Origin of the sequence: Chitinophaga vietnamensis (genome assembly GCF_902167635.1) — a bacterium.
Classification (GTDB): domain Bacteria; phylum Bacteroidota; class Bacteroidia; order Chitinophagales; family Chitinophagaceae; genus Chitinophaga; species Chitinophaga vietnamensis.
In genome coordinates this window covers 511,230-526,600 of sequence record NZ_CABHMS010000003.1, presented here as the reverse complement: position 1 = coordinate 526,600, position 15,371 = coordinate 511,230, and the positions used below count along the sequence as shown (strand labels likewise).

At 50.0% G+C, this 15,371-nt stretch carries 12 protein-coding genes and 1 other RNA gene; 8 read left to right on the top strand and 5 right to left on the bottom strand.

The genetic code is table 11. The features are described 5' to 3' along the window. The first annotated feature begins 124 nt into the window (after positions 1-124). The 7 genes from FPG75_RS10275 to amaB all read left to right on the top strand — a co-directional run bounded on the left by FPG75_RS10275 (position 125) and on the right by amaB (position 9,809). Entirely contained in the window at positions 125-1,534 is a 1,410-nt protein-coding gene (locus tag FPG75_RS10275) for a hypothetical protein (RefSeq protein ID WP_143306687.1), read from the top strand. A gap of 84 nt (positions 1,535-1,618) precedes the next feature. Continuing rightward, on the top strand, positions 1,619-3,769 hold the full coding sequence (gene ppk1 / locus FPG75_RS10270; RefSeq protein ID WP_143306686.1) for a polyphosphate kinase 1: 2,151 nt from the start codon (positions 1,619-1,621) through the stop codon (positions 3,767-3,769). A 170-nt stretch (positions 3,770-3,939) separates the two neighbouring features. Then, on the top strand, positions 3,940-4,836 hold the full coding sequence (locus FPG75_RS10265) for a Ppx/GppA phosphatase family protein (RefSeq protein WP_143306685.1): 897 nt from the start codon (positions 3,940-3,942) through the stop codon (positions 4,834-4,836). A 61-nt stretch (positions 4,837-4,897) separates the two neighbouring features. After that, positions 4,898-5,713 (top strand): 3-methyl-2-oxobutanoate hydroxymethyltransferase, encoded by an 816-nt coding sequence (gene panB, locus FPG75_RS10260; RefSeq protein ID WP_143306684.1) that lies wholly within the window; start codon positions 4,898-4,900, stop codon positions 5,711-5,713. Between the two features lie 467 nt (positions 5,714-6,180). Continuing rightward, a complete protein-coding gene (locus FPG75_RS10255) occupies positions 6,181-7,323 on the top strand; it encodes a saccharopine dehydrogenase family protein (protein WP_143306683.1) in 1,143 nt (380 codons plus the stop codon). Between the two features lie 42 nt (positions 7,324-7,365). Next, positions 7,366-8,256: a DUF1338 domain-containing protein gene (locus tag FPG75_RS10250; protein WP_143306682.1), complete on the top strand. Its 891-nt coding sequence runs from the start codon at positions 7,366-7,368 to the stop codon at positions 8,254-8,256. Between the two features lie 23 nt (positions 8,257-8,279). After that, a complete protein-coding gene (amaB, locus tag FPG75_RS10245; protein WP_143306681.1) occupies positions 8,280-9,809 on the top strand; it encodes an L-piperidine-6-carboxylate dehydrogenase in 1,530 nt (509 codons plus the stop codon). Positions 9,810-10,122: 313 nt separating this feature from the next. Here amaB and FPG75_RS10240 read toward each other — a convergent pair whose 3' ends face one another. Next, entirely contained in the window at positions 10,123-10,653 is a 531-nt protein-coding gene (locus FPG75_RS10240; protein ID WP_143306680.1) for a histidine phosphatase family protein, read from the bottom strand. 322 nt (positions 10,654-10,975) lie between these two features. Here FPG75_RS10240 and FPG75_RS10235 point away from each other — a divergent pair, with 322 nt between their 5' ends. Then, the gene (locus tag FPG75_RS10235) at positions 10,976-12,649 is read left to right on the top strand and encodes a S8 family peptidase (protein ID WP_201747930.1); all 1,674 of its coding nucleotides are present in this window, start codon (positions 10,976-10,978) and stop codon (positions 12,647-12,649) included. Between the two features lie 95 nt (positions 12,650-12,744). Here FPG75_RS10235 and FPG75_RS10230 read toward each other — a convergent pair whose 3' ends face one another. From FPG75_RS10230 to FPG75_RS10215, 4 genes are all read right to left on the bottom strand, one after another. After that, positions 12,745-13,161 carry a DUF4870 domain-containing protein gene (locus FPG75_RS10230; RefSeq protein WP_143306679.1) on the bottom strand — a complete coding sequence of 139 codons (417 nt, stop codon included), beginning with the start codon at positions 13,159-13,161 and terminating at the stop codon, positions 12,745-12,747. Between the two features lie 66 nt (positions 13,162-13,227). Beyond that, positions 13,228-13,605: RNase P RNA component class A (gene rnpB, locus FPG75_RS10225), an RNA gene on the bottom strand. Between the two features lie 88 nt (positions 13,606-13,693). Next, on the bottom strand, positions 13,694-14,746 hold the full coding sequence (locus FPG75_RS10220; protein WP_143306678.1) for a Smr/MutS family protein: 1,053 nt from the start codon (positions 14,744-14,746) through the stop codon (positions 13,694-13,696). A 135-nt stretch (positions 14,747-14,881) separates the two neighbouring features. Continuing rightward, positions 14,882-15,346 carry a DoxX family protein gene (locus FPG75_RS10215; RefSeq protein WP_143306677.1) on the bottom strand — a complete coding sequence of 155 codons (465 nt, stop codon included), beginning with the start codon at positions 15,344-15,346 and terminating at the stop codon, positions 14,882-14,884. Between the last annotated feature and the right edge of the window lie 25 nt (positions 15,347-15,371).

Sequence of the window (15,371 nt, the reverse complement as noted above, 5' to 3'; positions counted from 1 at the left end):
TTTGATTATTTTGATATTTTGTTATTTGGATATTTTGTTAATCGGATATTTTGTTATTTAGCATTCGGGAAATATTTCTTCGAGGCGAAATATCCAAATAACAAAATAGCAAAATATCAAAATAATGCGCCCGCTTATACCTAGCCTACATCGCCCCGTTTTCGTTTTCCTGTTGCTGCTTACTTTGTTGAGCCGGTTTATTGTCAGGTATTTTTTTCATATCACTTTTGATGCGGCCCATGTGCATATGGGCTGGCAGCTGCTTTCACCGGAGCTATTGCAACATAGGCTGCTGCAAAGTCTCTGGTACCTGCATAGCCAGCCGCCGCTCTTCAACCTGCTCACGGGCCTTGCCTTGAAATGCTTTCCCGTACATTATGCGCTGGCATTGGAGTACCTGTTTATGTTGATGGGCTTCCTGCAAACCTGGCTGCTGTACCGCTCCCTGTATGAGCTCTGTACGCGCCGCTGGCTGGCGGCCGCCATTGCGGCTTATTGCTGCATCTCCCCCGCTTTCCTGCTGTATGAAAGCTGGTATTTTTACGCCATGATGGCCATGTGTGGGCTGTCGTGGTCCATGTGGTGCCTGATACGCTACCTGCAAACAGAAAAATTCGTGTGGGCGTGCGCGTTATTCGGCCTGCTGGCAATGCTGAGCCTTACGGTAAGCATGTTCCACCTGGGCTGGATACTGCTGGTAGTGTTGCTTTTATGCTTCCTGCAAAAGGCGCTGTGGCGGAAAACCTTGCTGGCAGCCATTTTCCCATTACTGGTGGTAGCGGGATGGTATGGTAAGAACGATTATCTCTTTGGCGAATTTACCGGTTCCACCTGGATGGGCATGAACATCTCACGCATCATGCTGCCGGTGTCGAAATCGGCGCCGCTGGCTGTTAAAGATGATACTACGCGGCATATTGCGGCGATTGGCCCTTTTCACTGTGTGAGCGACTATGCCCCCTGGCTGCCGGCAGACGCCCGCTACCCCGATATTCCTGCATTGCACGAAGCGACCAAGCCCGATGGCACCTGTAACCTTAACCACCTTCAATGCATCTGGATCGCGCAGCGCTTCAAAGCCGCCTCCCTGGCTGAACTGAAGGCGCATCCGCGTAACTATGCAAGCTTGGTGATGACCGCCCATGCGCTGTACTTCGCGCCTGCCAGCGAATACTTTCACCTGGCCGCTAATCGCAACAAGATCGCCGGCTATACGAAATTGTTCAACCTGGGGCAACACCCTATCTACAAAAATTATGTTTTCGTGTCCAGCGCCGTATTGGCCCTGCTTTATGCGCTGGCGTTTTCCGTACTGGCGTTACAGTTATACCGCCGGCGGAAATCCGCCACCGGCTGGCATTGGCAGGAAACCGCGGTGAGCTATGCCGCCTTCAATATCCTGTTCTTCCTGCTCATAGGCAACCTGCTGGAACTGGGCGAAAATATGCGCTTCCGCTTCCAGGTGATCCCCCTGTTCCTCTTTGTGCTCCTGTATTTGCTTTATAAGTTTAAAAAACAGCCGACAATTCATTAACTTTAATTTAATACGATATGTTCATCTAAAAATGTAACATCGTATCTTCAATGATGTGAATATTTTGAATGTAAATTAGTTTGTATGCGTTTGCAGAATGGTGAGAACCTGGAAAACATTATGACATTACCCGCTGTTATACCACAAAAGAAAGCGACCCGGAAAAAGGCGCCCGTAGCCAAAAAGAAGATGATCGCCCGGGATATCAGCTGGCTGGCCTTCAACGCCAGGGTGCTGCAGGAAGCCGCTGACGTTACTGTTCCCCTCCATGAAAGGATCCGCTTTCTCGGCATCTTCTCCAACAACCTCGATGAATTTTTCCGCGTAAGGGTGGCTACACTCAAACGCATGATGTCTTTCGGCAAATCTGCCAAAATGCATCTCGAAGAGAACCCCGATAAAATACTGGACGAGATACAAAGCACTGTAATCGAGCAACAGCGCGAGTTTGACAGGGTATGGAAAGATATCGTGGCGGAGATGGAAGCCCAGCATATCTTCCTCCGGACTGAAAAACAACTGAACAAGGAACAGCAAAAGTTTGTGCTCAACTACTTCAATGAACAGGTGCGCACAGCCATCATTCCGCTGATGATCGAAAGTATCCAGCAGTTCCCTATCCTGCGTGATAAATCCATTTATCTTGCGGTAGTACTGGCGCGGCAGGACAACTCCGTACGACAGAAATTTGCGCTGATAGAGATCCCGACCACCGTGCTGCCCCGCTTCATTGTACTGCCGGCCAAGGAAGGCGAGCATGATATCATCCTGCTGGAAGACCTGATCCGCTTCTGTTTACCAAATGTATTCTCCTATTTCGGCTATGATAAATTTTCTGCCCACATCATCAAAGTAACACGTGATGCGGAGCTGGATATCGATAACGATATCTCCGACAGCCTGATCCACCAGATCGAGAAGGGGCTGAAAGACCGCCGCAAAGGCAAGCCGGTACGCTTTGTATACGACAAAGATATCGACCCGCTGCTGCTGGAATACCTGATGCGGCGCCAGGGCTTATCCGGCAAGGATAACCTGATCCCCGGCGCGCGTATCCACAATTTCAAAGACTTCATGGATTTTCCGGAATCCATCTTCCCGCCACACCTGCACCGCAAAACCTTTATCCATCCGCTTTTCCTGAATGCCCCCAGCGTGATGCACGTGGTACAGCAACAGGATGTGATGCTGCATTTCCCCTACCATTCTTTCGATACCATCATCGACCTGCTGCGTGAAGCGGCCATCGATCCCAATGTATCGTCTATCAAAATAACTGCGTATAGGCTTGCCCGTAATTCCAAGATCGTGAATGCGTTGGTGAATGCCGCCCGCAACGGCAAGTCTGTTACCGTGGTGCTGGAACTGCGCGCCCGCTTTGATGAAGCGGCCAACCTGGAATGGAAATCCAGGCTCGAAGAAGAAGGCGTGAAAGTGTTCCTCGGCATCCCGGATATGAAAGTGCACGCGAAGCTCTGCGTGATCAAAAAACGGATCGGCACCAAAACCATCCAGTGCGGTTTTGTAAGCACCGGCAACCTCAACGAAAGAACAGCCCGCGTATATGGCGATCATTGCCTGCTCACCACCAACCGCACTATCATCGCAGATATCAACCGTATCTTCGCGTACCTCGAAAGTCCGCGGCATGATGTGAAGATCCTGGAAGGATGTAAAACCCTGCCTGTGAGCCCGCTCAACATGCGCAATACTTTCCTCCGGCTGATAGACCGCGAGATCAAGAATGCGCGTCATAAGAAGAAGGCCAGCATCATCATCAAGATGAACTCCCTTTCCGATGCCATCATGATCGGCAAGCTGTACGAGGCCGCCAAAGCCGGCGTAGATGTGAAAATGGTGATCCGCGGTATCTGCTGCGCCTATACCGAAAATAAAAAGTGGAAGAAAAATATCACAGCGGTGAGCATCGTGGACGAATACCTGGAACATGCCAGGGTATTCATTTTCCATCATGGCGGACAGGAAAAGGTGTACATCGCTTCCTGCGACTGGATGGTACGCAACCTTGATCACCGCGTAGAAGCGGCCGTGCCTATAACGGATCCGGCTATACGTAAAGAACTCGCCGATATCATGCAGATACAGCTTAGCGGTAACGTAAAAGCGCGTATTCTTGATAACGAACAGAAGAACGAGTATAAGAAAGAAGGAGATAAAAAGATCAGAACACAGGTAGAGATATACAAATATCTCCATGAAAAAAAATATGATTGAGATAAATTACGGATTACGAATTAAGAATTACGGATTTGTGGGGAAGATTCGCGATGAAGCCTTTAAAGTGCTCCAAGAGCTTCTTCGCGAATATCTTCCCCACAAATCCGTAATTCTTAATTCGTAATCCGTAATTTTTATACTTTTGCCTCTTTAACCAAAACGATCAGATGAAGCTAGCTGCGATAGATATAGGCTCAAATGCTGCCCGGTTGCTTATTTCAGAGGCATCTCCCAATAGTGCAGGCGCCATGGACTTTACCAAGGTGAACCTCATAAGGGTACCACTGAGGCTGGGCTTCGATGTGTTTGCCAACAGCACTATTTCTGAATCAAGGGCCACACATCTGATCAATACGATCAAGGCTTACAAGCTCCTGCTGGACGTTTACGAAGTGAAATACCTGAAAGCCTGCGCTACGTCAGCCATGCGCGATGCCTTGAACGGCCCTGAAATTTTACAGGAAGTAAGGAACCAGACCGGCATCGATGTCAAGATTATTACCGGACAGGAAGAAGCATCTTACATTTATGAGAACCATGTAGCAGAGCATATGGATGCCACCAAATCCTATCTCTACATCGATGTAGGCGGCGGCAGCACTGAACTTACATTCTTCAGCAACAAGCAACTCAAATTCAAAGAGTCCTTCAATATCGGCACCATCCGGCTCCTGCACAACCAGGTAACAGAAGCCGCCTGGCAGCAAATGAAAGACTTCCTCAAAACGCAGCTCAAAGGCAGCGGCCCTGTAATCGCCATCGGTTCCGGCGGTAACATCAACAAAATATTCTCGCTCTCCAAACGTAAAGAAGGCAAGCCCTTGTCGCTCGAAACGCTGAAAGACTACTACAAAGAATTCAGCAGCTTCACCGTAGAAGAACGCATACATCTCTACAACCTGCGCGAAGACCGTGCAGATGTAATTGTGCCGGCACTACAGATCTATGTGAATGTAATGCGCTGGGCAGATACGCCGGAGATATACGTGCCGAAGATCGGTTTGGCAGATGGTCTTATTCATGCGCTGTATGAAGAGATCGCGGCCACCGTTAGCCAGCCATAAAAAACATTTCCTTTTTACTGTTTATATCGCCACCTTTGCGCTAAACGCAAAAGGAACTGCTATGTCAGTGAATAAAGAAATCAAGCGCATCACCACGCATATACTGCAGAAGATGAAAGTAGACGGCGAAAAGATCTCTATGCTTACCGCCTATGATTATTCCATGGCCCGCATCTTTGATGATGCCGGCATAGATATATTGCTGGTAGGCGACTCTGCCTCCAACGTGATGGCCGGCCATGAAACCACCTTACCGATCACGCTCGACCAGATGATCTATCATGCTGCCTCTGTTGTGCGCGCCATCAAGCGTTGCTTCGTGATCGTAGACCTGCCCTTCGGCTCCTACCAGGGTAATTCCAAGGAAGCGCTCAACTCCACCATCCGCATCATGAAAGAAACCGGTGCACATGGTATCAAGATAGAAGGTGGAGAAGAGATCATCGAATCGGTGAAACGCATTATCTCCGCGGGTGTGCCGGTAATGGGCCACCTGGGCCTTACCCCGCAATCCATCTACAAATTCGGCACTTACGCTGTAAGAGCTACCGAAGAAGCGGAAGCCAATAAACTCATCAACGATGCCAAACTGTTGCAGGAAGCAGGCTGCTTTGCTATCGTCCTGGAAAAAATCCCCGCGCAACTCGCGAAGAAGGTAGCAGAAATCGTGGAGATACCTATCATCGGTATCGGCGCCGGTAAATATGTGGATGGCCAGGTGCTGGTGATGCACGATATGCTGGGCATCAACAAAGAGTTCAAGCCGCGCTTCCTCCGCCGCTACCTTGATCTCTACACCCAGATCTACGACGCCACACAGGCCTATATTCACGATGTGAAATCCAAAGATTTTCCGAACGAAAACGAACAATATTAATTACGAATTGCGAATTAAGAATTACGGATTTGTGGGGAGATATTTGCGAAGAAGCCCTTAAAGCGCTCAAAGTGCTTCTTCGCAAATATCTCCCCACAAATCCGTAATTCTTAATTCGCAATTCGTAATTTTTTCTTTACATTCGTTCCTCGATGAATCACCTGTTAAACATACAGCTTTCTCTTCTCTCTTATCTGCGGAGCACCTGCTCCCACGTGCCATGATAGGCATGAGGTGAATCTCTTCCTTATTTTTTTACTGTGATACGTATGACCTGCGTGGTAATTATTTTTTATAATTACTGTGCGGCAGCATGATTTGTTTGGTAAATCTTGTTGCATACCGGCCTCTTATATCAGAGAATGGCTGTGTCATGTCCATACGGTTCAGCAGTGATGGTATTTGTTTATTCACTGATCCGCACCGCGGCAAAGGCGGTGCATATAATTAATAATTCCTCACAGATTATGAAACGTGTAATGATTATCGGCGCCGGCAAGATCGGCGAAACAGCCGCTTTCCTGCTGCAACAGTCCGGCGATTACCAGGTAACCCTGGCAGACAACAACCCCTCGCTCCTCGATAAATGCCAGGAGCCCGGCATCCACAAAATCCAGGTGGATGTGAATGATGCCGGCGCGCTGCAACAGGCCCTGGAAGCGCAGGACATCGTACTCAGCGCCTGCCCCTTCTTCCTGAACGTGAAGATCGCTACCGCTGCCGCCAAAGCCAATACGCACTATTTCGATCTTACAGAAGATGTGGCCACCACCAATGCTATCCGGGAGATCGCACAAAAAGCAAGTGTGAGCTTTATGCCGCAATGCGGGCTGGCGCCGGGTTTTATCAGTATCGCCGCTTATGATATCGCCAAACAGTTTGACACCCTCGATGCCGTGAGACTTCGTGTAGGCGCACTGCCGCAGTTCCCCACCAACAGCCTGATGTATAACCTCACCTGGAGCACCGATGGCCTGATCAACGAATACTGCAATCCCTGCGATGCCATCTACGAAGGCGAACGCAAGGAAGTAATGCCCCTCGAAGGCTATGAACGCTTTGCGCTCGATGGCGTGGAATATGAAGCCTTCAACACCTCCGGCGGCCTCTCTGCCCTGGCGGAAATCCTCGATGGCAAAGTGTATAACCTCGATTACAAGACCGTGCGTTATCCCGGCCATTGCCAACTCATGAAGATATTGCTCAATGAGCTCAAGCTTAATAAAAAGAGAGATGTTTTGAAAGAAATTATGGAAGATAGCATACCTTTCACACCGCAGGATGTAGTGCTGGTATTCGTTTCCGTGTCCGGCACCATCAAGGGCCGTTCCGTGCAGCGCTCTTATTCCCGCAAGATCTATAACCAGGAGATTGCCGGAAGAGACTTCACCGCTATACAGCTCACCACTGCAGGCGCTGCCTGCGCGGTGATCGACCTGCACGCAAAAGGCCAGCTGCCCGCCAGCGGTTTCCTGCGCCAGGAAGACGTTTCCTTCAAAGAGCTGATCAACAACCGCTTTGCTGTGTACTATCGGGCTGACGCGCCTACAGGGCTTAACAACGAAATACCGGTGGCCATATCAAGCCCCGTAGCGGCGGGAGCCCGGTAGAAATAACTAAATATCAAAATAAAAAAATAACCAAATTCCAACATGCTAAGTGACATTCTTCAAGGCCTGATGAGCCGCTACCAGGAGCGGGTACCGGATGTGGCAGCCGTGATCGCCGCTATGGTAAAGGAAGGCATTATCAGTAATGCCAACGATATTGAGAACGATCATATCGCCTTCAGGACGATGGGCGTGCCTCACCTCGGCGTACAGTCGCTGGAGAAAATATTTCTCCACTACGGCTATACGAAAAGAGACCATTACCATTTCGCTGCCAAAAAGCTGGATGCCTGGTGGTATGCACCGCCGGCGCCACAATATCCGCGTATCTTCATCAGCGAGCTGCGGGTGAACGATCTCAGCAAAGCCGCACAGGATATCATTCACAGCTATACCAACGAAGTAACGGCCGATCCGGTAGATCAACTTGCATTAGACGATGCTGCTGCGGTAGATACTTTCCTGCACAGCGGTTTATGGCGTACCCCTACCCTGGCGGATTACAAGACGCTGGCAGCAGAAAGCGAATACGCGGCCTGGGTAATCTATAACCGTTACTACCTGAATCACTTCACGGTGAGCGTACATAACTTGCCCGCAGGATACAATACAGTGGCGGATTTCAACGCTTTCCTCGAACGCAACGGCTTCCTGCTGAATGATGCGGGCGGCAAGATCAAGACCAGCCCCGATGGCAACCTGCTGCAAAGCGCCACCGTAGCGCGCATGATCGAAGCGGAATTTGCAGGCAACGAGCATTACAAGATCGCAGGTTCTTATGTTGAATTCGCAGAGCGCAAAGTATTACCGGCCTTCATCCATCTCCCCCCGGGCGAGATCAGGCGCGAACATCGCCGCGAAGGCTTCGAAGCCGGCAATGCCGACAAGATCTTCGAAAGCACCTACGCTGCCCAAACAAAAAAAAGTTCCTAATTTAGTCAGTTCAATACACCACCATGGTAGAAGATATCTTAAAAGTATTCGGCATCACCGCCACGCAGAGCGGTGTGAGCACCGGCAAACACTGGCTGCCAGCAGGCGGCGCGGATATTGTTTCAGTATCTCCGGTTAATAACAAAACCATCGCTACGATCAAAAGCGCTACCCGCGAAGATTACGATGCCGTGGTTGCCACAGCGCAGGAAGCCTTCAAAGAATGGCGCCTGTGGCCCGCTCCACGCCGCGGCGAAATCGTACGCCAGCTCGGTGAAGCGCTGCGCAAACATAAAAAAGACCTTGGCCGCCTGGTATCCTGGGAGATGGGAAAGAGCCTCCAGGAGGGCTTTGGCGAGGTGCAGGAGATGATCGACATCTGCGATTTTGCCGTAGGATTATCACGTCAGCTGCATGGCCTCACCATGCACTCTGAACGTCCGGGCCATCGCATGTATGAACAGTGGCACCCCCTGGGCATCACCGGTATCATTTCCGCTTTCAACTTCCCGGTAGCTGTATGGAGCTGGAACTCCATGCTGGCCTGGGTTTGCGGCAATGTCTGCATCTGGAAGCCATCAGAAAAAACGCCGGTAACAGCGGTTGCCTGTCAGCGTATAGTGGAAGAAGTATTCGCCGCCAATGGCGTACCGGAAGGCGTTTGCTGCCTGGTTACCGGCGCCCGCGATACCGGTGAATGGCTATCGCACGATACCCGCATACCGCTGGTATCCGCTACCGGTTCCACCCGTATGGGCAAGGCCGTAGGCGCCGCTGTGGGCGCACGTTTGGGCCGCTCCCTGCTGGAGCTGGGCGGTAACAACGCCATCATCATCTCGCAGGATGCCGACCTTGATATGTCCATCATCGGCGCGGTATTTGGCGCAGTGGGCACTGCCGGCCAGCGTTGCACCAGCACCCGCAGGCTGATCATTCACGAGAGCGTTTACGACAGCTTCACATCCAAGCTGGTAAAAGCTTACGGCCAGTTACGCATCGGCAACCCGCTCGATGAGAACAACCACGTAGGACCACTGATCGATAAAGATGCCGTGAAGGCTTACCTCCATTCCATCGAGCAGGTGAAACAGCAAGGCGGCGCCTTCCTCGTGGAAGGCGGCGTGCTGGAAGGCCCGGGCTTCGAATCCGGCTGCTACGTGAAACCTTGTATAGCGGCAGTGGAGAACGTTTACGATATCGTACAGCATGAAACTTTCGCGCCCATCCTGTACGTGATGAAATACCAGACCCTCACAGAAGCGATCGCGATGCAGAACGATGTGCCGCAGGGCCTCTCTTCCGCTATCATGACGCTGAACCTGCGCGAGGCAGAGCAATTCCTCTCCCATGCGGGTTCCGACTGTGGTATCGCCAACGTAAATATCGGCACTTCCGGCGCCGAGATCGGTGGCGCTTTCGGCGGCGAAAAGGAAACCGGCGGCGGCCGCGAAAGCGGCTCCGATGCCTGGAAAGCGTATATGCGCAGGCAAACGAATACCATCAACTACTCCACCAAGCTGCCATTGGCGCAGGGGATCAAGTTTGACCTGTAAAAAAGTGTGTGAACAGTTTTGAGACTTTCGTAGCTCCGAGGCCCTTGCCTCGGAGCTTTTAATTTTCGTTTCAGGTTACGTGTCCCGATCAGATTTTTAAAAGCGGTTGATAAAATTCCTGTGTTAAATCGTTATAGCTACTTACCGTTCTGTCTATTACGATCCCTTCTACATACACCGACGAACATGGTTTTAAAATTTCAAAAAGAGTAGCGAGGTTAGAGAACCCCGCTTTTCGTTAAACGGAAACCATGCTTATGAGAAAAATATCTGAAGCAAAGAGTGCTTTCAAATACTCTTCCAGCTATAAATATTAGACATTTTTTTGAATATTCATATTCAACTTTTGTGCTACTACCGTGTTACGACCGGATACCTTGACAACCAAACCCTGCCCATATCCTTTATCATAAAGGGTTTTCAGGTCTTTAGCCTTCACCCCGAGTTGCCTTAACATGGCCGGAATATTTTCCGGGTCCCCGCAAATAACGATGGTTTTGCCGGCATTTTGCTTTACAAGACTGCCCATCATGGCTTCCAGGGCTTCCGCATCGGGGGCGGGGCGGTAATATTCCAGGTGGCAGTTTTTAGCAGTGGAAAGCGGTGTAACCGTTTGTACGCCGCGGTTCTGGAAGATGGTGTAGATCGCGTCTACCGGAATATCCCGAAGGGCGGAGGTAAGCGCCGCGGCCTCCTGCTGGCCCTCTGTGCTCAATCCGGGATCAGGCGAGGGCGTGGCTTCCGTTTCCGCCGCATTCACAAAAATAATAGTGGTTTCCGGCTCTGCCGCAAAGGCCCGGATGCCAGCCAGCAGCAGCACAGATAAAATAGCTGTTTTCAACATGATAATTTAAAATTAAAGATGATGCAATAAGGTGATTGACATTAATCCCGTGTAGATAATGGCAGATGGTTTTCCTGGTATAGAAGGAAGATGGATGTACTGCGAATGTAGCAGATGCAGGCAGTACAGAGAAATATTTTATGACGGCTGGTAAAGGAACTGGTTAATTGGTACGAAAATCGATAACACATAACCACCAAACCGGAAAGTGGTGCGTTTATCATTAATATGATCCGTGTTATACCGCTTTTTCATACCTTTAACTTTATCATGATATTAAAATCTTATAATAAAACGAAACATGAAATTGTTTAGTCGAGAGATGGCAGTCTTGGCAGGATGTGTTGCATTGATGACTGCATTTACCACACAAACCGTTGCACAAGGAAAAACCCCGCTTCCAAAGAACTGGCACTTGTTAAGCTACGACACCGACAGTGTTTACGGCACTGCTACCGAAAAAGCTTATAAAGAACTGCTCAAGGGCAAGAAAAGCACGCCCGTGATCGTAGCTGTGATCGATTCCGGCATCGATACGCTGCATGAAGACCTCCGCGGCATCTTATGGACCAACCCGGGAGAGATCCCCGGCAATGGCAAAGATGATGATGGGAACGGCTATGTGGACGATATCCATGGCTGGAACTTTCTCGGTGGTAAAGACGGCGGCAGCGTAAAGGAAGACTCTGACGAAGCTACCCGCGAATACTACCGCTACAAGCACCTCTACGGCAATCCAGACTCCGCACTGAACAAGGATTCCAAAGAATACGCTACCTGGCAGCAGCTGCAAAAGAAAGTAGAGAAACCTACCTCGCAGGATAAGGTCACCTACAAGAACATGACCAAGCTACAGGAGAACCTGAACAAATGCGAAACCATCCTCAAAGGATATTTACATAAAGATGATTTCACAGTAGCACAGCTGGACAGCATCCAAACCACCAGCCAGGACGTGCTGCTGGCGCGCAATTTCATGAGCCGCCTGCTGAAGAGCACCGGCGATGAGCCGCTGTCGTTCAGCGACTTCAAAATGGAATTCGACGAATACATGAACAGCCTGAAACGCAAGGCAGAAAGCGGTGACGTGCTGCCCAATGCCAACCGTCAGCGCATCGTAGGCGATAACCTCGAAGATATCAACGACAAACATTACGGTAACAACGACGTGATGGGCCAGTTCGGTTTCCACGGCACCCACGTATCCGGTATCATTGCCGCCCTGCGCAATAATGGCATCGGTATGGATGGCGTGGCCGACAATGTTCGTATTATGTTTGTAAAGGCCGTTCCTGACGGCGACGAACGCGATAAGGATATTGCCCTCGCCATCCGTTATGCGGTCGATAATGGCGCGCAAATCATCAATATGAGCTTTGGCAAGCCCTACTCCCCTCATAAGGACTGGGTAGACGATGCCGTGCGCTATGCCGAGAAGAAAGGCGTATTGCTGATACATGCTGCCGGCAACGATGGCAACAACAACGACTCTATCCCCAACTATCCCAATCCCTTCTATCTCGATGGTACCCGCGCCACCAACTTCGTGACCGTGGGCGCCAGCAGCACTGGCAGAGGCAATGATAAAGTAGCCAACTTCTCCAACTACGGCAAAAAAGAAGTAGACCTCTTCGCTCCGGGCGTACAGATCTACTCTACTATTCCGGGCGGTAACAAATACGGCAGCGCCAGCGGCACCAGTATGGCTTCGCCGGTAGTGGCAGGCGTAGCTGCGCTCGTGCTCTCCTACTACCCCGACCTGAGTGCACGCCAGCTGAAATATGTATTGGAAAAAAGCGCGCAGCCATTACCGGATGGCACTACCATGGTCAATAAACCTGGCAGCAGCGATGTACAGGTGCCCTTCGCCGATCTGTCGGCCACCGGAGGCATCGTAAATGCTTATGAAGCGCTGAAAGTAGCTGCAACGATCAAAGGAGAGAACGTGAAGAAGAAGCAGCACAAAGCAAAGATGAAATCAGTAAAGAAGAACTAGAGATATTTAGGAATTTTTTGATTTAGGGATTTTTTGATTTAGGGATTTTTTGATTTGATCAAATCAAAAAATCCCCAAATCAAGAAATCCCTAAATTATTTTACGATCCGCAAACTGAAGGGATATCTGTAGCTAACCCCGTTGCTTGCCTTCACGGCTCCCACAATAGAGAATACCAGGTTCAGTATCCACAATATGCCGTGTAAGCCCATCCAGCTCCAGCCCCAGTGAAAATCGAACATGTCGTGACGGTTGCTCCAGAACGTACCGAGCGACCATAAGCCGAAAGAGATAAAGCCGATGATACCGAGCAGAACGGAAATCAGGCTGAGCGTGATCTGGAAATTGATAGCTTCCTTGCCCTGATCGTCTACAAATGCGGATTCGTTGCGTTTGATCAGCCAGAGGATCAGCACACCGATGATGTTGCCCACCCCTGGTATGATCATCATACCAACGATACCTCCCAGGTGTATGAACGTTCCCCAGGTTCTTTCATCTTTTTGATTCATAAAAATAGAGATTAAGGATATATTGTTACCAATAGCCCCGGAGGGCCGATAGCCTGGTAGAAAGAAAAAAACTACAAACCTGTAAGCCGGATTCTGTTTCCGCCTTGCGACGGAATGCTATCATTTATCTTCGATGACGTTCGCACGCCACCTGTATCTGCCTACCCTCGGTCATCGGGCGAGCAGCCCTCAAACGACCGTTTACATGGCATTTCAGCACGCAAGGTTTACCCGCATCAACAGTTACCTGCCTATGCCGTGGGCGCTTACCCCACATTTTCACCCTTACCCCGCAGGAGCATGCCCCTGCGCGGCGGTTATTTTCTGTGGCACTGGCTGTACTTCCCGAAGGAAGCCCCACCCGTTAGGTGGTGCGTTGCTCTGCGCTGTCCGGACTTTCCTTCCCTGCGCTCAAGTCACAGGAACGATAGCACGGTTTGTAGTTGAACGACAAAAATACCGGAAATACTTGAGAATACAAGGGTTGGAAGCCCCTGAAGCGCTCAAAGCGCTTCAAGGGCTTTGAGCCTTATTACCTAAACGTAATTTCAGTAGCGCCATAGCCATACTTGCCATGGTATTGATTGACGAAGTTAGCTACTTCCGGCGTGCGGCGCAGGATGCTGTGTATTTCATCGCGCAGCTTGCCTTTGCCTACTCCGTGGATCACCACCATGTTGTGCTGATGGTGGGTGATGGCCAGATCAAGGTAACGTTGGAAGGCATTGAGCTGGATGGCCAGTATGGCGATGTTGCTAAGGCCTTTCCAGTTCTTTTCCAATGCTTCGATATGCAGATCCACTTCCTGTTTGGGTTCGAGGGTGGTTTCCGGCTGCAGTTCTATTTTGCTCAGCAGACTGGCGAAGTTGCCGGAGCCCAGTTTGGTGATCGCTGGCTTTTTGGCCGCCTGCTGCTGTGGCGCGACCGGCGGTTCCGGCGCTTTCTCCGGAAATTTATCGAACAAAGGGATGGACAGCGTGGCTTCAGCTTTGGTGCGCAGCTCTTCCAATTGTGTAAACATCTGTTTGGGCTTGATCTTCCAGGTCTTCTGTACAGACGCGGCCAGCTTGGGTTGCGGTTCTTTCAGGAAGAAGGTGAACTCGAAGCGCGGATTATCATTCAGCGATTCAAACAGCAGGTCGGCGAGGTAAAAATGATTGTAAGGCTGTATTTCGTTTTTGATCTCAAGGTCCAGCTGGTTGTTGAGCCATATCTGGAAATAGAAGCGCATGGCATGCGGCGTATCGTTGAACAGGTGAAACTTCATGAGCCGCACCGTTTCGTCGAAACCATCAAACTGGTACACGGGCAGCACGGAAAGGAACATGCCTTTATCTGTCTTAAATACTTCGTATTTGCTGCGGTCTACTTTTATCTCATCGCCAGGAATCAGCCTGGGCTTGGGTTGCACCAGTTTCTCCTTGGAGAAACGATGAAAATAAGGGAAGTCTATCTGATCGAGGTACACGGGGAAAGCTGTACCTTTTATTTCGATCATCACCATATTATCATTCACAAGATCCACTACTGTACCTTCTTCTTTAGAGCTCAACAGTAGTATTTTGTCACCTATTTCGTATTTCATAATTGCATTCTTCAACCTGCAAAATTATAATTTTTTTTAACAGGGAAGAAGAGTCGGGCGGGCACGCAGCTCTCCTGTGCCATAAAAAATGGTGATACTCACAGGTACGGCTATATGAAAGCGCGTCGTTAGCGGTCAGGGCGCATAGCGGTCGCGGTCTTTCTTTTCAGGATGGCGGCGCATGTATTCATCAACAGAAATGGGGCCGCTGCCTTCGATCAGGAAAAAGATCAACAGGAACAGCACAAGGATAGAAAGGCCTAACATAGGATAAACATTGAACAGACCCGTACGGGAGTGCACAAAAAACACGGCTCCCAGCAAAATAGGTATGTTGGCCGCAGCCGCCAGCCTGGTATACAGGCCTGCCGCCATGAACAACCCGCCTACAATATGCGCGAAAACGATATAGTGCGCAAGAAAGAAAGACAGGGTAGTAAGTGCTGGATTTTCATTGATCATCGTGGTGAGCGCATCCCTGTTCTCTACGAACAGCACGCCTACCCACCCCAGGAAGCCTCCGAGACCAATACGCAACACACTTAGCCATTTGGGATGATGTGCATCACCCCAACTTTCAATTCGTTGTAGCATGTTCATAAAATATGATTTTAAGATCAAAGAG